The organism is Methylorubrum aminovorans (assembly GCF_022179725.1).
Lineage (GTDB): Bacteria > Pseudomonadota > Alphaproteobacteria > Rhizobiales > Beijerinckiaceae > Methylobacterium > Methylobacterium aminovorans.
Genome location: NZ_BPRC01000001.1, coordinates 643,409 through 662,618, shown reverse-complemented (window position 1 = coordinate 662,618; position 19,210 = coordinate 643,409). Strand labels below are relative to the sequence as shown.

At 67.0% G+C, this 19,210-nt stretch carries 12 protein-coding genes; 3 read left to right on the top strand and 9 right to left on the bottom strand.

Features of this window, described 5'->3' with window-relative positions; all coding sequences use genetic code 11:
• Window positions 1–34 precede the first annotated feature (34 nt).
• Together MFF24_RS02980 and MFF24_RS02975 are read right to left on the bottom strand one after the other, a co-directional pair.
• On the bottom strand, window positions 35–892 hold the full coding sequence (locus tag MFF24_RS02980) for a manganese catalase family protein (protein ID WP_133088431.1): 858 nt from the start codon (window positions 890–892) through the stop codon (window positions 35–37).
• A gap of 262 nt (window positions 893–1,154) precedes the next feature.
• Window positions 1,155–4,007, bottom strand: a complete 2,853-nt coding sequence (locus MFF24_RS02975; protein WP_238222271.1) for an EAL domain-containing protein — start codon at window positions 4,005–4,007, stop codon at window positions 1,155–1,157.
• 183 nt (window positions 4,008–4,190) lie between these two features.
• On the opposite strand from MFF24_RS02975, the gene MFF24_RS02970 reads away from it, so the two are divergent.
• Window positions 4,191–4,562, top strand: coding sequence for a cupredoxin domain-containing protein (locus MFF24_RS02970; protein WP_133088433.1), 372 nt, complete (start codon window positions 4,191–4,193; stop codon window positions 4,560–4,562).
• Window positions 4,563–4,730: 168 nt separating this feature from the next.
• Window positions 4,731–5,789, top strand: a complete 1,059-nt coding sequence (locus tag MFF24_RS02965) for a cytochrome-c peroxidase (protein WP_238222270.1) — start codon at window positions 4,731–4,733, stop codon at window positions 5,787–5,789.
• A 31-nt stretch (window positions 5,790–5,820) separates the two neighbouring features.
• On the opposite strand, the gene MFF24_RS02960 is transcribed toward MFF24_RS02965, so the two are convergent.
• Window positions 5,821–7,344: a carbohydrate porin gene (locus tag MFF24_RS02960; protein ID WP_373322641.1), complete on the bottom strand. Its 1,524-nt coding sequence runs from the start codon at window positions 7,342–7,344 to the stop codon at window positions 5,821–5,823.
• A 159-nt stretch (window positions 7,345–7,503) separates the two neighbouring features.
• Window positions 7,504–9,393: a sigma 54-interacting transcriptional regulator gene (locus tag MFF24_RS02955; protein ID WP_343898737.1), complete on the bottom strand. Its 1,890-nt coding sequence runs from the start codon at window positions 9,391–9,393 to the stop codon at window positions 7,504–7,506.
• Between the two features lie 281 nt (window positions 9,394–9,674).
• On the opposite strand from MFF24_RS02955, the gene cynS reads away from it, so the two are divergent.
• Window positions 9,675–10,163, top strand: coding sequence for a cyanase (cynS, locus tag MFF24_RS02950; RefSeq protein ID WP_133088441.1), 489 nt, complete (start codon window positions 9,675–9,677; stop codon window positions 10,161–10,163).
• Between the two features lie 92 nt (window positions 10,164–10,255).
• On the opposite strand, the gene MFF24_RS02945 is transcribed toward cynS, so the two are convergent.
• The 5 genes from MFF24_RS02945 to MFF24_RS02925 all read right to left on the bottom strand — a co-directional run bounded on the left by MFF24_RS02945 (window position 10,256) and on the right by MFF24_RS02925 (window position 18,972).
• Window positions 10,256–10,831 carry a hypothetical protein gene (locus tag MFF24_RS02945; RefSeq protein WP_238222268.1) on the bottom strand — a complete coding sequence of 192 codons (576 nt, stop codon included), beginning with the start codon at window positions 10,829–10,831 and terminating at the stop codon, window positions 10,256–10,258.
• Between the two features lie 75 nt (window positions 10,832–10,906).
• Complete coding sequence (locus MFF24_RS02940) at window positions 10,907–15,298, bottom strand: translocation/assembly module TamB domain-containing protein (RefSeq protein WP_238222267.1); 4,392 nt, start codon at window positions 15,296–15,298, stop codon at window positions 10,907–10,909.
• On the bottom strand, window positions 15,299–17,284 hold the full coding sequence (locus MFF24_RS02935; protein WP_238222265.1) for an autotransporter assembly complex protein TamA: 1,986 nt from the start codon (window positions 17,282–17,284) through the stop codon (window positions 15,299–15,301).
• Between the two features lie 196 nt (window positions 17,285–17,480).
• Window positions 17,481–18,185, bottom strand: a complete 705-nt coding sequence (locus MFF24_RS02930) for a sensor histidine kinase (protein WP_238222264.1) — start codon at window positions 18,183–18,185, stop codon at window positions 17,481–17,483.
• Window positions 18,186–18,237: 52 nt separating this feature from the next.
• A complete protein-coding gene (locus MFF24_RS02925) occupies window positions 18,238–18,972 on the bottom strand; it encodes a Crp/Fnr family transcriptional regulator (RefSeq protein WP_238222262.1) in 735 nt (244 codons plus the stop codon).
• Between the last annotated feature and the right edge of the window lie 238 nt (window positions 18,973–19,210).

Sequence of the window (19,210 nt, the reverse complement as noted above, 5' to 3'; positions counted from 1 at the left end):
GCCCGGCCATGCTTTCGGCCGGGCAGGTCCTTGATCAGCCGATCTGCTCGCTCTGGGCACCGCTGTCGGGCCGGGCCGGGCCGAGCACCGGCTCCTGACCCATCGGCGCATTCTGAACCACGTTGAACTCGCCCTTGCCGTCGAGAGAGCGGCCGCTCGTCCACCGGCCTTCCGGCGGCGGAACGCCGTCACGGTTGGTGGCAAAGAAGCTGTAATTGTACTTCTGGTTCTCCTCCGATTGCGGGAAGGAGTTCGGGATCGGCAGAGCGCCTTCGTGACCGCCGACCTCCTCGATGACCGAGAGCCATTGCTGCTGGTGCATCGTGTCGCGGGCGATGAGAAAGCTCCACATGTCCTTCATGCCGGGATCGTTGGTGGCATTGGACAGGCGTACCGCGAGCGTCCGGCCCGTCGCCTCGGCGGCGACGTTGCAATACATATCGGCGGCGAGGTTTCCGCTCGCGTAGATGTGGTTCATGTCGAACGGCACGCCGTCGGAATTGCCGGGAAAGGCCGCCATGCCTGAGGAGAGCAGGTGCTTGTGCAGCATGCCCTCGGCGATGTGGCGCGGGTTTTCGCCACCCATCACGGCGCCGACAATGGCATCGGCCGCGCCGGCCTCCTGAACCTTGGTGGGCGCGTTCTCCAGGTTCATCGCCACGGCGGTCGCGAGCATCTCGATGTGACCGATTTCCTCGGTCGCCGTGTGGAGCAGCATGTCGCGGTACTTCGTGTTGGGCGCGCGATTGCCCCACGCCTGGAAGAAGTACTGCATACAGACGCGGATCTCGCCCTCGACACCGCCGATCGCCTGCTGCAGCATCCGGGCATAGATTGGGTCCGGGCTTTCGACCCTAACAGGATATTGAAGACGCTTGTCGAAATAATACATCGGCTCGATTCCTCGAATGGGCGAAGCACTGCCCACAGGGCGGAGCAAAGCCGGGTCTTCAGACACGGCTATGTCTCGGCTTCTGGTTCGGGAAATCGCCGGATAGGCGCTTTGTTCAGGAGAAAATCATCGAAAGAGCGACGCGATCATATGTTATGCTGACATAGCAAGATGCATAATGTATCTTTTTCATAATAGGCTTCTTGACCGACCGCGAGACGCGTTGCCGTTTTGACCTGCTCGTCACGAGGCGAGAGGCGGTTCAAGCCGCGTTCCGGCCCAGATTCGCGACGAGGTCGCGGATTGCCGCAGCGGAGACAGGGCGGCTGAACAAGTATCCCTGCCCCTCCTCGCATCCTTCGAGGCGCAATTGTTCGAGCTGAGCTTCGGTCTCGATGCCTTCGGCGGTGGTCGTGATGCCGAGACTGCGCCCGAGTCCGATCACGGAGCGCACGATCAGGCGTGCATTCCCGGTTGCGTCGAGGTTGCGCACGAAGGATTGGTCGATCTTGATCTTATCGAAGGGGAAGCTCTGAAGGTAGCTCAGGGACGAGAACCCGGTGCCGAAATCGTCCATCGCCACCCGCACGCCGAGGCGCTTGAGGGTGTGAAGGGTCGCCAGCGTCGTCACGCTATCGTTCAGCAGAACCGATTCCGTGATCTCCAACTCCAGGCGATGCGCCGGCAGGCCACTGGCGGAGAGCGCTTCCATCACCGCCCGGACCACGGCGGCATTCTTGAACTGCACGGCGGAGACGTTGACGGCGACACCGATACCGCCCGGCCAAGCCGCTGCCTCGCAGCAGGCCTTGCGCAGGACCCATTCGCCGATCTGACTGATGGTCCCAGTTTCCTCGGCCAGCGGAATGAAGTCGGCGGGCGACACGTATCCGCGCTCGGGATGGCGCCAGCGCAGCAGCGCTTCGCAGGTCGAGATCCGCTGCTGGTCGAGCTTGACGATCGGCTGGAAGACGAGCTCGAACTCGTTGTTGTCGACAGCGTTGCGGAGGTCGCTTTCGAGCGCGCGACGCTTGCGCAGTTCGAGGTCCATCTCCTCCTCGAAGAACGACCAGCATCCGCGCCCGGTGGCCTTGGCACGGTAGAGAGCGAGGTCGGCGCTTTTCAGAAGCTTCTCCGGGCTCGTTCCGTGTTCCGGCGCGAGTGAGATGCCGATGCTGACGCCCACGATCACGGTGTGTCCATCGAGCAGGAACGGCTGCTGGAACGCGGCGATCAGGCGTCTGGCGAGCGCACTCGCATCGCTCCGCACCTGCGTGCCGGCCTGAACGATGGCGAACTCGTCACCGCCGAGCCGCGCGACGAGATCGGTCTCCCGCAGGCAGCCCTGCAGCCGCTCCGCGACGCTGCGCAGCAAGCCGTCGCCGATCGGATGACCGAGCGTGTCGTTGACCTCCTTGAAGCGATCGAGGTCGAGGCAGAGGGTTGCGAAGCCCGGACCGACTCCCTCGACCAAGCGCGTCGCGGCCTCCTCCAGGCGCTCTCCGAACACCATGCGGTTGGCCAATCCCGTCAGCGCGTCGCGGCGCGCCATGGTGATGATCCGCTCCTCCGCCTCGTAGCGTTGGGTGACGTCCTCGTAGGTCGCGATCCAGCCGCCCTCGGCGGTCGGCTGCTGCTTGAGCGAGACGATACAATCCTTTCGGATCGGACAGCAGAGCGATCCGCTGACCCCGCGCAGGAGCAAGGATTGCTGCTGTAACAAGAGATCGACGGCTCGGCCGTCATCGGACGCGGCTTCAACGAGGCGGGTGACCTCATGGAGGCTCATGCCCGGGCGCAGTGAGGCGGCATCGATGCCGAGCATGTCGCAGAAGCGACGGTTGTAGACGAGCAAGCCGCCCTCGGCATCGTAGAGGCAGAGCCCCTGGAGCATGTTGCTAAGGGCCGCATCGAGCTGAGAATTGCTGCGCTTGAGCTGCTCCTCCTGCTCCTTCAGCAGAGACATGTCGCTGCAGACAGCCACGAAGCCGCCTCCCCGCATGGGGCTGCGGCTGATGCGCAGCCAACGCCCTTCGGCGCTCCGTGTCTCGGCCGTCAGGCTGCCGGTTCCGGGCATCGAAAGAAGGGTATCCGCGACCGCCGAGCCGCTGGCACTCGACAGCGAGCGGTTTTGCGTGTCTGCCGGATCGAGCCCGAGCAGCGCCGCCGCCCGATCGTTGGCGAGGACGATGCGGCCCTCGGCGTCGACGACGACGATCCCTTCGATCGACCCCTGCACCGCATCGGCCAGCAGTCTCTGGGCGGAGCGCCGTTGGGCCACCTCCTCCTGCATCATCGCCGCGATGTTGTCGCGCATCACCGCCATGGCGCGCAGCAGCGCACCGAACTCGTCGGCACCGCCCTCGGGCACCTTCACGGTCAGCTCCCCCGCCGCGATGCGGCTGGCCACCGTCGAGGCGTCCGCGACCGGCCGAACGATCTGCCGCAGAAGGAGCAGGGCGACGATCCCGGTGAGGACGATGGCGGCCGACGTCACGAAGACGCTCAAGCGAACGTCGCGATCGACGATCGCCCGTGCGGCCTGCCGGTAGGAGAAACCGTCTCCGGCAGTGAAGTTGATCAGGAGGTCGATATGCTGCTCGGCCACCGCCGCATGGGCGTCGAGCGCCTGCCAGACATCGGCCGTCTGCTGATCCGGGCCGAACTCGCGTCGGGCGGCGAGCCAGTGCATGACGGCATCCTTCGCCGCGGCCGCCTCCCGTGTGGCGCGCTCCGACTGTGCACGGCCGGCCGCGATTTCGAGATCCTCCTCGAACGATTGCGTCAGGTTCTCGATCCGCGTCTCGAGCGTGCGCCGTTCCTCGGCATCCCCGGCGAGGCGTGCGCGCGCAACCGTCGCTTGCAGAGCGGCGAGATCGGTGGCGGCAGCACGGGCATAATTGATCGACATCAGGGACTGGTCATAGGTCTTTTCGACCAGTGACCCCGTCGTCATGATGCCCAGCGCGGCATAGCCGCCCAGCATCGCCGTGATCGCGCTCAGCATCAGGAACGCGAGAAAGATGCGACCGCGGATGGTGCGCACGCCGCGCAGCACCGCATCAAGGGCCGCACGCCACCGCGGATCGCCTGTAGGTTGGCGTGGAAGGTTCATCAGGCAACCGTTCGCTTCTCGGGCCCAGCATGTCCGATAATCGTTAAGGCAATTTACAACGCGTCTGTCCCGTCAAAAGGTAGCCCGGAAATTCAGAGATTGCGTTAATGCGAATGCAACCTCGCGAATGCTTATCAGACAAAGACGAGCACGCAGATGCGGGCTCTGAAAAAGGGGGCGAGGATGAGCGACACGTGCCGGCACAAGGGGGCGGTCAACCGTTGGCGTGCGGGCTCAGCCCTGCTGCTCACATCCCTCACCGCATCCGGCGCCGCTCTGGCGCTGACCGGCGACACCGCCTCTCTCAAAGTGACCCAGAAGGGCCGTGCCTTCGCTCCCGGAGCGATTTCGCTGCAGGCCGGCGAAGCGATCGCGATCGTCAACGACGATGGCGAGCTTGTGCACCACGCCTATCTCGAGAGTTCGGATTTCAGCTTCGACACCGGTGAGCAGCTCCCGGGAAGCAGGACGGTGGTCCGCTTCCCTAAAGCGGGCCATTTTACGATCCTGTGCGGCATCCATCCGAAGATGAAGCTTGCCGTTTCCGTCAAGTAAGTCCGCGCCATCGATTGATGCTTACGCTTCAATACATCTCTGTTGGAAAGATCCTTCGATATTCTAGCATAATGATGCCTTGAATCTTCTCCGACATGGTAGCGTTTTCGGCATACGTTAACGTGTAATTAAGCCAAAGCCACGAAGCTCGCTCCCATCGAGGTTGGAATGGCTTGGAAAATCGTGGGGGGCGCGGCGGCCCTCCTGTTGATTGTGCTGGGAGGCTTGGCGGTCGCGACGAACGGCGAGCCCGACCGAACGGCCGCGTTTGCCGAATACCGGCGACCGCTGGCGATTCCATTTCCCGATGACAATCCGTTCCAGGCCGCCAAGGCCGAACTCGGCCGCACCCTGTTCTTTGAGCCGGCCCTGTCCCGGGACGGCGATCGGACCTGCGCCACCTGCCACATCCCCGGGAAGGATTGGACCGACTCGAACCCGCGCGCGTTGCGCAACGACGGCGGTGTCATGGATTTCCGCACGCCGACGCTGCTGAACATCGCGTGGATCGAGACGATCTTCGGGTGGGACGGCAAGTTCCGCGGTCTCGAGACGGTGGCCCGCTTGCCGCTGACCGCGTCCGGCAACATGAACATGCCGCCCGAGGAGATGGTCCGGCGTCTGTCGACGGATCCGAACTATGTCGCGGCCTTCGCGAAGGCGTTTCCCGAACCGGTTGCGGAAGGGGGACCGGTGACGCAGGAGCGGATCGAACAGGCGCTCGCGACGTTTCAGCGCCTGATCGTCTCCGGCCCTGCACCGTTCGACCGCTGGGTCGAGGGCGATGTGCATGCCCTCAATCCGGCGGCCAAACGCGGATTCGATCTGTTCAACGGCAAGGCCAACTGCGCGGCGTGCCATTCGGGCTGGAACTTCACCGACGGCTCGTTCCACGACGTCGGCGTCGCGGGAGAGGGTGCGCTCGGCCGAGGAAAATTCTTCCCGAACTCGACGGCGCTGCGCCACGCCTTCAAGACCCCGACCCTTCGCAACGTCGCGCGCCGGCCGCCCTACATGCATGACGGATCGCTGGCGACGCTGGCCGAAGTGGTCGATCTCTATGACCGGGGCGGCATCGATCGGCCCAGCCGCTCCCGCGATATCCGCCCGCTCCATCTCTCGGCGCGGGAGAAGGCCGACCTCATCGCCTTCATGGAATCCCTCGACGATAACGGTGCGGAAGGGCCCGCTTACCAGCCGATCGGACCTGAGCCGCCGCGGCCGTAACAGGCACTGAAAGCGGTTCCGGTCGCCAGCGTCAGTAGTTGATGGTGGCGCGCAGGCCCATGACCGTGGCGTTGCGCAGCCGGCGGCCGCGGGCATCCGCGAGGCCGCCGCCGGGCCGCATGACATATTGCAGATCCGGCTGAAGGGTGAAGCCGGGGACGAGCTCGGCCTGATAGGTCGCCTCGAACACGGTCTCGCTGCTGCGCAGCGGCCCCGATCCGACGCCGAAGAGGCGCGCATCCCGGTCGAAGGCGCGGGCGGCCGGGCTGATGCGCGAATGGATGACGCCGAACCCCAGCGTATCGTTGGGGCGCCCGGCGAAAAGCCCCCGATAGGCGATGCCGGCATCGACGTAGAGGTCGATGAGGTTGCGGTCGCTCGGCACCGCCGAGGCACGCAGGAAGGCCGAGGCGCCGGCATTCTCCCGACCGGGCTCCCGATAGATGGTCTGGTCGAGCATGGCGTAGAGGCCAGCGTCGCCGCGAAAGCGCCGGGCGATGCCGCTGGACTCGGGATCGGCCAGGAACCGCCCTCGCACCTCGTCGAGGCGCGGGCTGTCGAACCGGCCGAAATAATACCAGCCGCCCAGGGTTGCCGTGCCGGGCAGGTGATCGGTGCCCGGCAGACTGCGATAGGCGTAAGCCACTTCGCCGATCAGAAGCGCGGGATCGTTGACGCGAAAGCTCGTGCCGGTGCGGTTGCGCCGCTGCGGATCGATGTCGTCACCGGGCGGCGGTGTCCCTGCCGGATCGCCGTTGAACAGGGCGCCCTGAAACGAGAGTTCGAGCGTCGGCTCGTATTTCAGGCGGATGGCCGGCGTCGCCAGCGGGTAGATCGGCCCACCGCTCGGCAGCACCACCGCGCCGACATTTGGCCAGCCGAAGCCGGCATTGACGAACACCACTGCCGATTGCGCGATCGCGAATTCAGTATCGGCCGAGATCTGCCCGATCTTCACCGAGAACCGATCGTCGAGGAAGCGCTGTTCGATCCACAACTCGAACAGGCGGGTGGAGGGCAGCGCCTCAATGCCGCTCACCGTCGTCAGGTTATTGGCGTAAAGCCGCGACAGACCATGACCGTGAATCTGGAAGAAGTCGGTGTGGAAGCGGGCGCCGCTCCATCCGACGAACCGGTCGAGATCGATGTCGAGCGAGGTGTCGAGACGCCCGCCATAGGTCGTTCCGCGCCGCAACCCGCCAGCGGCATTCGAGAAGCCCTCGCCGATATAGGTCAGCACGTAGGTGATGCCCCGCTCGGCGAGGGAAGCGCGCAGGCCGAACGGATCGCCGTAGGGCCCGAGCGCATCCTGAAGCGAGCCCTGGTTCGTCACCGAGACTTGGTCCGAGGTCCGGGATTGCGCGACCGCGGTCTGCGGATCGCCGCCCGCGCCCGTCAGCGGGAGCGCCAGCGGCAGAGGAAATTGAGGCAGCAGGGATTGCGCCTCCGCCAGGCCGGAGGCAGCGCAGAGAAGAGCGGACAGGGCGAGGACCGAGCCACCTCTCGTAGGATGCAGTGCTCCGCTCAATCGCCCGCGTGTCGGTTTCTCTCTCAAATCATCGCTCGGCTCGAGGCACGGAGGTTGTCCGCCGGCAGCGATCCTCGGTCGAGGCGAGCGGCGCGGTCGCAACCTATCGAGCGGGACTGAAGCAGGTGCAAATGACAGCTCTGCGAAGCGGGCTCGCTCGAGGGCAAGCCGAGCGATCGCCATCCGTCAAACTCGCTGGACGCCCAGCACCTTCATCCGCGAGCGGAGGGTGGTGGGCTTGAGGCCGAGCAACTCGGCCGCGCCGCCGGCACCGAAGATCCTTCCGCCGCTCATCTGAAGCGCCGCCTCGATCTCGCTGCGAGCCCGCGTCCTGCGCTCCTCCTCGGTCAGGGGCCGGCCGGTCTCCACGGGCGGCGCGCTCACCCGAGACTCGGGCCCGAAGCCACGGGCCTCCGGCAGGTCGAAGCGCAGGCGCCCGCGCTCGGCGAGGATCGCGGCGCGCTCGATCACATTCTCCAACTCGCGCACATTGCCCGGCCAATCGTAGCGGCTCAGGCGGCGGGCATCGGCCTCGGTCAGGCGCAGATCCGCCCGGTTGAGGCGTCGGGCGGCCGCCCGGAGGACATGTTGCGCGATCAGCGGTATGTCCTCGCGGCGCTCACGCAAGGGGGCCGAAGTGACGGGGAAGACGTTGAGGCGGAAGTAGAGATCCTCGCGGAAGCGTCCGCGGCGCACCTCCTCCTTCAAATCCCGGTTGGTCGCCGCGATCAGCCTCACATCGACGGCGCGGGTACGTTCCTCGCCGACCCGTTCGAACTGGCGCTCCTGGAGCACGCGCAGGAGCTTGCCCTGCAGGTCGAGCGGGATTTCGCCAACCTCGTCGAGGAACAGCGTGCCGCCATCGGCGAGTTCGAACCGCCCGACTCTGTCGCGCAGCGCACCGGTGAACGCGCCCCTGGCGTGCCCGAAGAACTCGCTTTCGAACAGGTCACGCGGGATCGCTGCGCAGTTTACGCGGATCAGCGGCCGGTCGCGGCGTCGGCTCGCCTCGTGGATCGCCCGGGCGATCAGCTCCTTACCGGTTCCGGATTCGCCCGTGACGAGGACCGTGGCATCGGTGCCCGCCACCACGTCGATCTGGTGCCGCAACGCCTCGATCGCCGGGCTGCGGCCGATGATGCCCTGGTGGTGGCTCTCGGCGCGAATTTCCTCCTTCAGATAAGCGTTCTCCTGCTCCAAACGCTCGCGCAGTGAGTCCACCTCGGCCAGCGCCGCTCGCAGCTGATCCTCCGCCTCGCGGCGCTGGCTGACATCGCGGAACACGATCACCGCGCCGAGCAACTCTCCGCCCTCGCGGATCGGCGTCGAGGTGTACTCGACCGGAAAGCAGGTTCCGTCCTTGCGCCAGAACACCTCGTCGTCGACCTGACGCACGGCTCCGTCGCGGAAGGCGGCGTAGATCGGGCAATCATGATGCGGATAGTGGCGCCCGCCTGCATGGGTGTGGTGGACGGTGGCGTGCATGTCCTTGCCGACGAGATCGGCCGAGCGCCAGCCTAGCATCCGCTCGGCGGCCGGATTGACGAAGGTCGTGACCCCCTCTGCATTGACGCCGTAGATCCCCTCCCCCGCGGCCCGCAGGATCAGGCGGTTGCCGCGCTCGATGTCGCGGAAGATGCGCTCCATCCGCTGCCATTCGGGCAGGCCGGCACGCATATGCGCCTCGGCCTCTCCGTCGATGCGGCGGCGCTCGCGCTCGTCGAGATCGTGGAGGGTGACGAGGAGGCGCACGGGCTCGCCCGCCAGCACGGAGGCGGCATACTCGAGCCGCAGCGTCTTGCCGTCGCCGTGGTGCGGTGTGAGGGCGTGCGTCCACCATCGCCCTTCGGCCAGAACCGCCTGTGTGAACACCACGAGCGCGGACCGTTGATCGGGATGCAGGGCACTCACCGACATTGCCCGCAACGCGGCTCGGCTGTGGCCGAGCAACCGGGATGCCGCCGGGTTGGCGTCAGCGATACGGTCCGCCAGAGGCTCGAACACCAGCATCGCCTCGCCATTCTCCTCGAAGGCGGAGCCGTAGGTCGTTGACGCTCGCGACACCTGCGACAGCACGACGAAATCCCGCAGTGGAACTACGAGAGTTCGTAATAGACGAAATCTCGTAGTGTGGCGAGGCTAGTATAAATCATTGATAGAAAGAGATTTATATTTAGCGGGAGGCTTGGCACGCCGCTTGCGAATCATCTTGGCAATGACGGAACCCAGGGCGCATCCGTCATCGGAGTGCCGTTCGGTCCGCCCAGGCGGCCAGAACGGTCAGGCCGTTCGGACGCCACGCCCCCAGGCATCCGAACGGCCATCCATCACGGCCTAACCCCGACAGGGAGATGAGCATGAAGCGCGAAGACCTCACCGAGAAGCTTCTCGACATCAAGCGCGAGAAAGGCTGGACCTGGAAGTACATCCAGGACGAGATCGGCGGCATTTCGCCGATCCTCATCACCGCGGCCTGCATGGGCCAGATGAAGCTGCCCAAGGCTCAGGCCGCCAAGGCCGCGGAGTTGTTCGGCTTGTCCCAGGCCGAGGAGCGGATGCTGAACGAGGCCCCCTATCGTGGCTCGATCCCGCAGATGCCGCCGACCGATCCACTGATCTACCGCTTCTACGAGCTGGTCATGGTCTACGGCACCACCTGGAAGGAGCTGATTCAGGAGGAGTTCGGCGACGGCATCATGTCGGCGATCGATTTCAACATGACCATGGAGCGCGAGCCCAATAACAAGGGCGACCGGGTCAAGCTCGCCATGTCGGGCAAGTTCCTGCCCTACAAGTATTACGGCAACGACGAGGGCGTGCCGGAATACGGCTTCAAGGAGCCGTAGGCGCGCCGACGATCAGCGGGGTCCGGTGCCATGTCGGCGCCGGGCGCTTCTCTGTATCGCTCCGATGGGGCGATGCAGACATCCCGGTTTCTCTACCGTGTGGGCGGGCGCGTGCCGTCGCGTATCGCGCGAAAAATCGGAAGGGCGTCGGGTAGCGCCTGCTTCGTCGTCGCGCACACGATGTCGATCCGACCGATCACGCGGTCCATAATCGCCATGTAGATGCGGACATTTCGGTGGTCCGGCCCTGAAGTCGGGACCGAGACGACTTCAAACCCCGCAAATTCGCTGCTCTTGATCGACTCCACGGTTTCCGTCTGCAGGCCCTGGCCCGCCAGGATCGTCCTGGCTTCAGCGACCCGCTCGCGAAGCGCCGGCAGGGCGTTCAACTCCGCCTGCGAAGAAACTGCCCCCGGCGGGTTCCGCCTGAACCCTGCAGCACACAGTGCTTCGCTTCGTCCCGCGACGGGCGGCTGCCCGGTCTGGCTGAGGATATCGACGAGGATTTCGTGATTGGAATCTTTGCGCCGAGATCCAATGGCGAACCCGGCCGGTACGGTCACCGAGAAGCCGGTCGAGGGATCCGTGAACACCTCGCCGCGCACCGGCGCACTGGAGAGGAACAGAAGCTGCGATAATCCGACCGCGTAGGCGAGTCCCCGCCTCATGTCCGGTCACTCCGTTGCCTTGCCGATACCGATCCTCCCGTTGAACCGCTCGCTGTCCGGGGCTCGCGGGCCCCTCTACCACTCCCACTCGGCGCCGACGCCGACCGAGGTGCGGCCGTCGCTGCCGGCTTCGCCGTTGAGCTTGATCCGCCGTGTCACATCGTAATTGATCGTCGCGGCGGTATCGGCGGGCTTGGCGCCAGCCTTCACGCCGACGCTGATGCGGTCATTGATGTAGCGCGAGGCGCCGACGGCCGGACCGCCGCTCGCCCCCGTCGAGACGTCGAGGCTGTCGAGGCCGAGCCCCTTGCGGGCCGCCTCGAACACGTCCGGTCCCCCTGCCCCGCCGGAGAGCTGCGCCACCGCCTGGGCGAGCTGGAGCGCCTGAAACGGGGAGAGTCCGGCCGCCGCCTTCTTGAACAGGATCCGCGAAAGGATCTCGTCCTGCGGCAGGCTCGGATCGGAGGAGAGCGCGAAGACCGGCTGCGCGGCTGGGCCGTTGACCGCGATACGGGCGGTGACGTCGGCAGCCTTGGTCTCGGCGGCGAAGTCGAGATCGGGTTGCGCGAGATCGCCCGCGAAGAACACCCGGCCGCGGGTGAAGTCGAGGCGCTGTCCGCCGAGGCTGAACACGCCACGGCGCAGGGAGAAGTCGCCATTGGCACGCGGATCGCGCGACGAGCCGGTGACGCGCAACTCGCCGCCGAGCTCCGCATCGATGCCGCGTCCACGCACGAAGATGCGGCTCGGCGCGCTCACGGTCACGTCGAGAATGGCATCGAAGGGCGGTGCCGCCTTCTTCCGGCGGCTTGCCGCCTCAATCTGTGCCTTGCGCTCGGCCCGCTTGGCGAGACGCTCGCGCACTTCCGGTGTCGCATTGACCCGGCGAATGCCCGGTAGCGGCTGCACCGTGGCGGGCAGACGGTCCGGCACCGAAACGTCGATGGAGACGACATCGACCCGGCCCTTGATGACCGGCTTGCGGGCGAGCGGCCCCGACAGGGCGAGGTTGAGGCTCGACACTGCCGTCATCAGCGGGCTCGATACCAGCTCGGCCCGGTCGGCGGTGATGCGCAGCGTTCCGGGGAAGCCCGAGGCCGGCTCGACGGCAACCCGCCCATCGACCGCGAGGCGTCCGCCGTTGCGGGTCGCGGCGGTGAGCCGCTCGATGACGAGGGTGTCGCCCCGGCCGGTGACGCGGCCCTGGATGTCGGTGAGGCGGATGCCGTTGAGGGGATCGGTGAGGCTGCCGCCCGAGAGGGTGGCCGAGCCTTCGACCTTCGGCACCGCGACCGTACCGGTGACGCCCGCATCGAGGGCGATCCGGCCCGCGACCCGCTGGCCGCTCACGCTCAGCATCGAGTTGGCGAGCGCCGCATCGAGGGAGCCGCGGGCGCGCAGGCTCAACCCGCCTCCCGCCTCGACTGGCACCGTGCCGGTGACGGTGACGTCGGCGCCCCGACCGGCCGAGACCTTGCCGTCGATGCTAGCCTCGCCGTCGGCGAGCCGGCCGTTCGCGCGCGCGTTGATCGGCGGCAGGCCGGCCCGGCGGGTTTCGGGCGTGACGAGGCCGGCCAGGTTAAGGGCGTAGCGCCCCTCCGGCCGCGCGGGAGGCCCGCGCAGATCGGCCTCACCCTCCAGCGTGCCGGAGAGTGTCAGGCTCGGGCTGGCGATCCGTGCGAGCGACAGCGGCAGCGCGCGGATGCCGAGCTTGAGATCGAGATCGGAGCCCGCGCGCCCCTGGACGCTGATCCGCCCGGAGCCGGCGGCAACGACGAGCCCCTCGATCACGGCCGAGCCCTGATCGAGGGTGATCGCAGCGGGTCCCGCCAGCGCCAGACGGTCCCCGCCGCGCTGAGCCGAGAATCGGCCGATCTCGATCCGCGTGCGCTCGGCCGTAATCAGCCGGGCAGCGCCGTCGAGGGAAAAGCCGCGGGCCTGGGCGGTGAGCGTGATGTCGCTCGCCGCCGCGGTGCCGCTGGCGTTGAGCCGCACCGTGTCGATGCTCTGGCCCGCGGCGACGAGCCGGTCGACGGCTGCATGGCCGTCGATGACGGGACGGGCCCGTAGATCGCGGCCGGTGAGATCCGCGTCGAGCCGCGCGAGGCCCAAACTGTCGTAGCGCAGGCTCGTCCCCGTGGCCCGGACCACCGCATCCTGTCGTCCGCCTATGCGGGTGAGCGTCACCGCCGCGTCGAGGCTGCCACCCATGGGCGCGAGGGCCAGCGGCGACAGGTCGCCGAGATCGCCCGCGCGAACATTCACCGCGCCCTCCGCGAGGAGACTTCCGGCATCGACCACGGCCTGCCCGTCCGCCACGACGGAGCCGAGGGCGAAGGTGAGTCGGTCGAGGGCGTAGTCGTTCCGGTTCGGCCGGGCGATATGGGCCTCGGCCCGCAGCGGCTTGCCGGCGATGTCGCCGGTCATGCGCAGAGTTCCGTCGAGGGCATCACGCAGGTCGCTCAGCGCCGCGTCGAGGCGAAGATCGCGGATCGGGCGACCGTTGGCGCTCACGTCCGGCGCGCGCAGCGCGACGGTGACGGACGGCTTCAGGAGAGAGCCCGTCAGCCTCGCATCGGCGCTCGCCGGTCCGGCCAGCCGCTCGTCGAGGGCCGCGAGGGTCTTGAGATCGACGCGAGCCGCGACATCGGCGGTCTTGGCGTTGGCTTGACCCTGAAGGGTGGCGACGAGCCCGGCCCCCTCGAAACGCAGGCGCTCGAAGCCGTAGCCGTCATAGGTCTGCGACACCCGCCCCGTCAGCGTCGGCGTCCGGCCGACCAGGCGGTCGGCGGCCGGCTCGCCGAGAACGAGGCTACCGCCGCGGAGGTCGAGATCGGCCGAGAGCGCCTTGCGGGCCGGATCGCCGTTCAGGTTCGCCTTGGCGTCGAGACGGCCGGCGAGCGTCCGGCCCGCCACGCCCGAGAAGGCGCCGATATCGGCCAGTGCCGCCTCGACGGTGCCGGTCAGCGTGTTCTGCCCGATGCGGCCGGCATAGGCGGCGCGGGCAGTGTCGGAATCGAGGGTAAGCGTCGTGACGTCGAGCACGCCGTCCGAGCCCGCGGCGGCACGTAAGGTCAGCTTGGCGCGGCTGCCCACGGCGCGGCGGAGCGCCGGATCGGCGAGCCGCAGGCCCTCCATCGCCGCGTCGGCGGTGACGGCGAAGCGCTGCGCCTTGGGATCGGCGCCGGTCGGCTCGACGCTCAGCAGCGCCTCGACCCGATCGAGCGACGATTCCTTCGTGCGCAGGCCCGCGGCCTTGAGGTTGCCCTTCACCCGCGGCAACGAGAGCGGTCCCTTCAGGCTGCCGTCGAAGACCAGGGTTTCCAGTTCCGCTTCCGCCGCCTTGGTGACGCCGCCCTCGGTGGGGACGGCGCGGGCGGAAATCGTGAAATCCGCCACCCTGTCGGCGGTCAGGGTGCCGCCGATCCCGAGCCGCGCGGTCCGTGACGTGAGGTCGAGCCGGTCGATGCGGAACGACCCCGTATCGGAGAAGGCCATGCCGCCGTCGAGCTTGGTCTCACCGGAGAAGATCGCCGCCGCCGGGCCCGGCACGAGACCCTCGATGCGCGCGATCAGGTCGAGGCTTAGGCGCCGGTCCGTGCCGATGCGCGAGAGGCGGGCGCCGCCCTTGGCGCCGATCTCGGATCCGGCGTCGAAATCGAGCCGCGCGTTGAACCCGTCGAGGGTGCCGCTTCCGTTCAGGTCGAAATTGATGGGCGGCGTGCCGGGAAGATTCGCCGCCTTCGAGAGCAGACCGCCCTGCGGCTCGACGAGGTTGGCCTTCACCTCCAGCCGCTCGCCCTTGGGGACGAAGAGAAGCCGGGCGACGAAGCGCCCGGCCGCATCGAGCCGGCGGAAATCCGCGCTGACGTCGAGTCCCTCGGATGGGTTTCCGAGCTTGGCCTTGCCGTCGCCCGCAAGACGCGCCGGCTGGCCCGCGATGCTCTCCCCCAGCACCAGTTCGGCCAGGGTGAAGCCCTTGATCTCGACCTTCACCGGCAACTCGGGCAGCAGGCTGCCGTCGGGTTCCGCTTCGGCCGGCGTCGGGCCGGGCACCGGCTTGCGCAGCACTTCGAGCCGGCCGATCTCCAGGCTGTCGACTTCGAGCCGGCCGGACAGAAGCGCCAGCCGGCGCCAAGCGAGGCGGGCGCGGTCGAGCTTCAGCCACGGACCGTCGGAATCGCTGATGACGACGTCGCGGATGGTGGCGTCCGATGAGAGCGCACCGTCGACGTCGCCGATCGAAACCTGCGAGGATGGCGTCGAGAGCGCCTTCGAGAGAAGCCCGCCGAGCACCGTCTTCTCGCCATCGGCGGCGCGGGTGTCGTCGGTGACGAAGAGAGCGGCGAAAAGCAGGGCGACCGACAGGAAGGCCGCGGCCAGCATCCATTGACCACGCGTCCGGCGGCCCCCCTCCCCTGCGAAGGAGACGGGATTCGGGCGGTGCCGACGAACAAGAAATTCCATTCAGAACGCCTGTCCGAGACTGATGTACAGGGCGGCCGGCAGCTCGCGGTTTCCCTTGATCCGGTCGAGCGGGAAGGCGAGGTCGGCGCGGATCGGACCGATGCCGGTGTAATAGCGGACGCCGATGCCGACCGCCTTGCGGATACGCTCATCGAAATCCGGCAGCGTCGAGGCGAACGCCGTGCCCGCGTCGAAGAACGGCACGATGCCGATCGTGTCGGTGATCTTGATGCGGGCCTCGATCGAGGCCTCCAGCAGGCTGCGCCCGCCGATCGGCAGGTTGAAGGGGCCGCGGGGACCGAGCGTCCGGAAGGCGAATCCGCGCACGGAACCGCCGCCGCCGGCGAAGAAGCGGAAATTGTCGGGGATCTCGTCGAGCCGCGCCCCCGAGACCGAGCCGAACCCGAGGCGGCCGGCGAGCACGTATTTCCGCTCGTCGTCCAGCGCGTAGTAGGTCGAGCCCTGTGCCTTCGCGACGAAGATGCCCGGATCCGAGCCGAGAAAGCCGGGATAGGGCGCGGCGGAGGCGATCACCCGGAAACCCTCGGTCGGGTCGAGCAGGCTGTCGGTGGAATCGTAAGTGACCGAGAGCGGCAGGCCGATCAGCCGGTAATCGACGGTGCCGATGGCGTCCTTCGAACGGCCGACCTGTCCGTCGAGGCCGATCTGGGCCGAGAAGGTGTCGGAGAAGCGGTGACGCAGGGCCACCGAGGCGCCGGCCGCGTCCACGAAATAGCTCTGCTGCACTTCGCGGGTCACGAAGACATTGGCCAGAAGGTCGTTGCGGGTGCCGCCGAGCGCCGGCTTCACGAAGGTGGCGGAGAGGCGCCCGCCCAATCCCGTCGTGTCGATGCCGGCGAGCTTGCGCTGGGTCGCGAACGGATCGTAGCCGAGGCCGAGATAGTAGATGTCGGCATCGAGCCGCAGGGTCTCGCCGCCGCCCCACAGGTTGCGGTTGGCGTAGTAGGCGCGCACGCCCGGCCCGTCGACGGTGGAGTAGCGCGCCGCGACGCCGATGAGGTTGCGCTCGCGCTCGCTCACCTCGACGAAGATCGGCAGGTTGCCCTGCGCATCGAGGGTCTCGCCCTCGCGCACACGGACGGCGCCGAGGCCTTCGATGCGGGCCACCGAACGGCGGATGTCCGAGACCGCCTTCGGCGAGTAGGGATCGCCCGGCTCGGAATAGATGAACGAGCGGATCACCGCCGGATCGATGCCGTCGGTTGCCTTGACCGACACCTCGCCGAGCCCGGCCATCGGGCCGGGATCGATGGTGAAGGTCACGTCCATGACATGCGCCGCATCGTCGACGACGGGGTCGCGGCTCACCGCTTTGGCGAAGGGATGGCCCAGCGCGCGGAAGCGATCGACGATCTTCGCCTCGCGGGCGAGCACCGTGGCGGAGCGGGCCGGTACGTCGTCGCCGGTGCGGGTAAAGCGCTCGGGCAGCACCTCGTCCGAGAACGGACGGCCGCGCGGATCGAGGGCGCGCACGGTCCGCAGCGTGTAGAGGGGACCAAGATCGACGGCGATCTTCACCGGCACCAGGGCACGGGCCCGCGATCCCTCTGCGGCGCGGGAGGCGGCGGCGAGCGAGGACTCACCCGTCACGGGCACACCGTCGATGCGGATCGACACCGTACCCTGACAATAGCCGTAGCCCGAGAGCACGTCGGTCAGGCGCCGGAGATCGGCCTCGGCCCGCCGGACCAGCCCCTCGCCATCCGGCGGCGCCTCCTGGCGCAGACGGTAGAGCGTCGAGGTGTCTTGAAGCGCCCGGAGGATGTCCGAATCGTCGGTGCCGGTGATGCGCAGGCTGTAGGGCAAAGCTCCGGCGCTGGGCGCCGGCGGCTCCTCCTCGGAGCCGAACAGGCCGAACAGATCGAAAGCTCGCGCCGGCTCCGGAAGGACGATCACGCTCGCCAAGCCGAAGAGGACGCCACCGATGGCCGGCGAACGCAGCAGGCAGTTCATCCGGACATGCATACGCGAGGCTGGGTCTCTGGCTCTTGGCGGGCGATGCCTCCAGAAAAGCATCTGAATGTTAAGTACCCGTCGATCACCCGCGCGGCTACCCCGGCCCCGCTTGGCACACCGCTTGATCGAGAAATGGTGTGCAGACAACGCCCCGGTGTGCCGGATCAGCCGCAGATCGACGGCCGTCGCATCAAGCTCGAACGCGCTATTCCTCTTCCTCGATCAGCGTCATCTGCGGCGATAGCGGCAGGCTGATCGAGCAGTGCAGGCCCTCCGGCTTGAAGGTCATCACCGTCTTCGCCTTCAACTCGTAGCGCAGGCTTCGTTCGAGGACTTCCAGGCCGAAGCCGTGATGCGATGGGGTCGACGGGATGTTTTCGAGTCCACTCTCATCCCAGATGAAGGTGAGCTGCTGCGGGGTTCCCGCCGGAGTCGCCGGCGATGACAGGGACCAGGTCACGTGAATGCGGCCCTGCGGCACGGTCAGCGCGCCATGCTCGACCGCATTCACGGCCAGTTCGTGGACCGCCATGGCGAACACTTCCGCCGCGCCGGGGCGCAAACGCAAGCTCGGTCCCGAGATCGCCACCTGTTCGCCCTCGCGCGCGAGATGCACGAGAAGCTCATCCGCGATGAGGGAATGCAGGCCAATTCCCTCCGGCACGCTGCGCATCAGCGCGTTGAGTACGCGCGCGAGGGCATCGACGCGGCCATCGAGATGGGCAACGTAGGTTTCCACGGAGTCGCTCGTCTCAGCAGAGCGGCGGATGATCGCCCGCAGCATCGAGAGCGTGTTGCGGACCTTGTGGCGCAGCTCTGCCGGCAGACCGGTTTCGTCGAGGAAGCGGCGCAGACGCCGGTTCTCCGCCTCCAACTCCTCGATACGTGCGTCCCGCGGATCCTGCTTCATGATTTAGCCGTTCGCTGACCTCAACAGATTGAATCGGCTAAAGCGCCGCTCCTCAATCGTCGTCTAATACCGATGGATCACGCTCGTGATGTAGATACGAAGAATCGAAGAGCGAGGCCGCCTGGAGAGCGGAGAAATCGGGTATGGTGAGTTGACGACCACGTAAGCGGATCAAGCCTGCCGACCGCAACTCCTTAAGCGTGCGGTTGATATGAACCGTCGAGAGCCCCATCGCATCGCCGAGATCGGCTTGTGTAATCGGGAATTCACAACTGGCCTCAGTCGTCATTCCGACGGCGCGTAGCCGGAGGAACAGCTCGCAGAAGAGGTGTCCCAGGCGTTCCGTCGCCAGCCGCTGGCCAAGGCTGACGGTCCATTCGCGCTGGATCGCCGCCGTCACCAGCACCTCCCACCAGAGTGCCTCCGCCACGCGCGGAAACTGCACTGCGATCTCGCGTATCGCAGATTCGGAGATCTCGGCGAGAACCACAGGCGTCAGCGTTCCGAGCGAGTGATCCATCTTGCGCAGTACGAAGACATGCGGGTCGCAGAGATCACCGGGGAGAAAGATCGAGATGACTTGGCGCCGGCCGTCCTCGAGCTGCTTGTAGCGGCAGGCCCAACCCTCGACGACGACATGAACATGACGCGGCCGCTCCCCGTCGCGGATCACATCCTCGCGGGCTCCCAACCTTCGTGCGGGCTGAGCGATCTTCTCCAGGGCCTGCTTCTCCTCCGGAGAAAGGCGAACGAAGTTTTCCAGCTTGCGGACGAGCGGGTTGGACACTGAGTTTCCCTGGCCTAGTCGCCGCAACCTAGCGCTCCGAAAGGCCAGCGGAACTAACACAGGTTAATCGGCGTGCGCGTGCCGAAATCTGTGAACAGATTCCTGACTTCGTGCGGATGCGCACCATCGCTCGTCCCCCGGCTCGAAGGACGACAGATTCAACGAGAGATTGCGGGTTCTTGGCGTCACTCACAGCCGGACCGGTCGGGATCCAGGGCCCGCCTAGTATCCAGAAGGT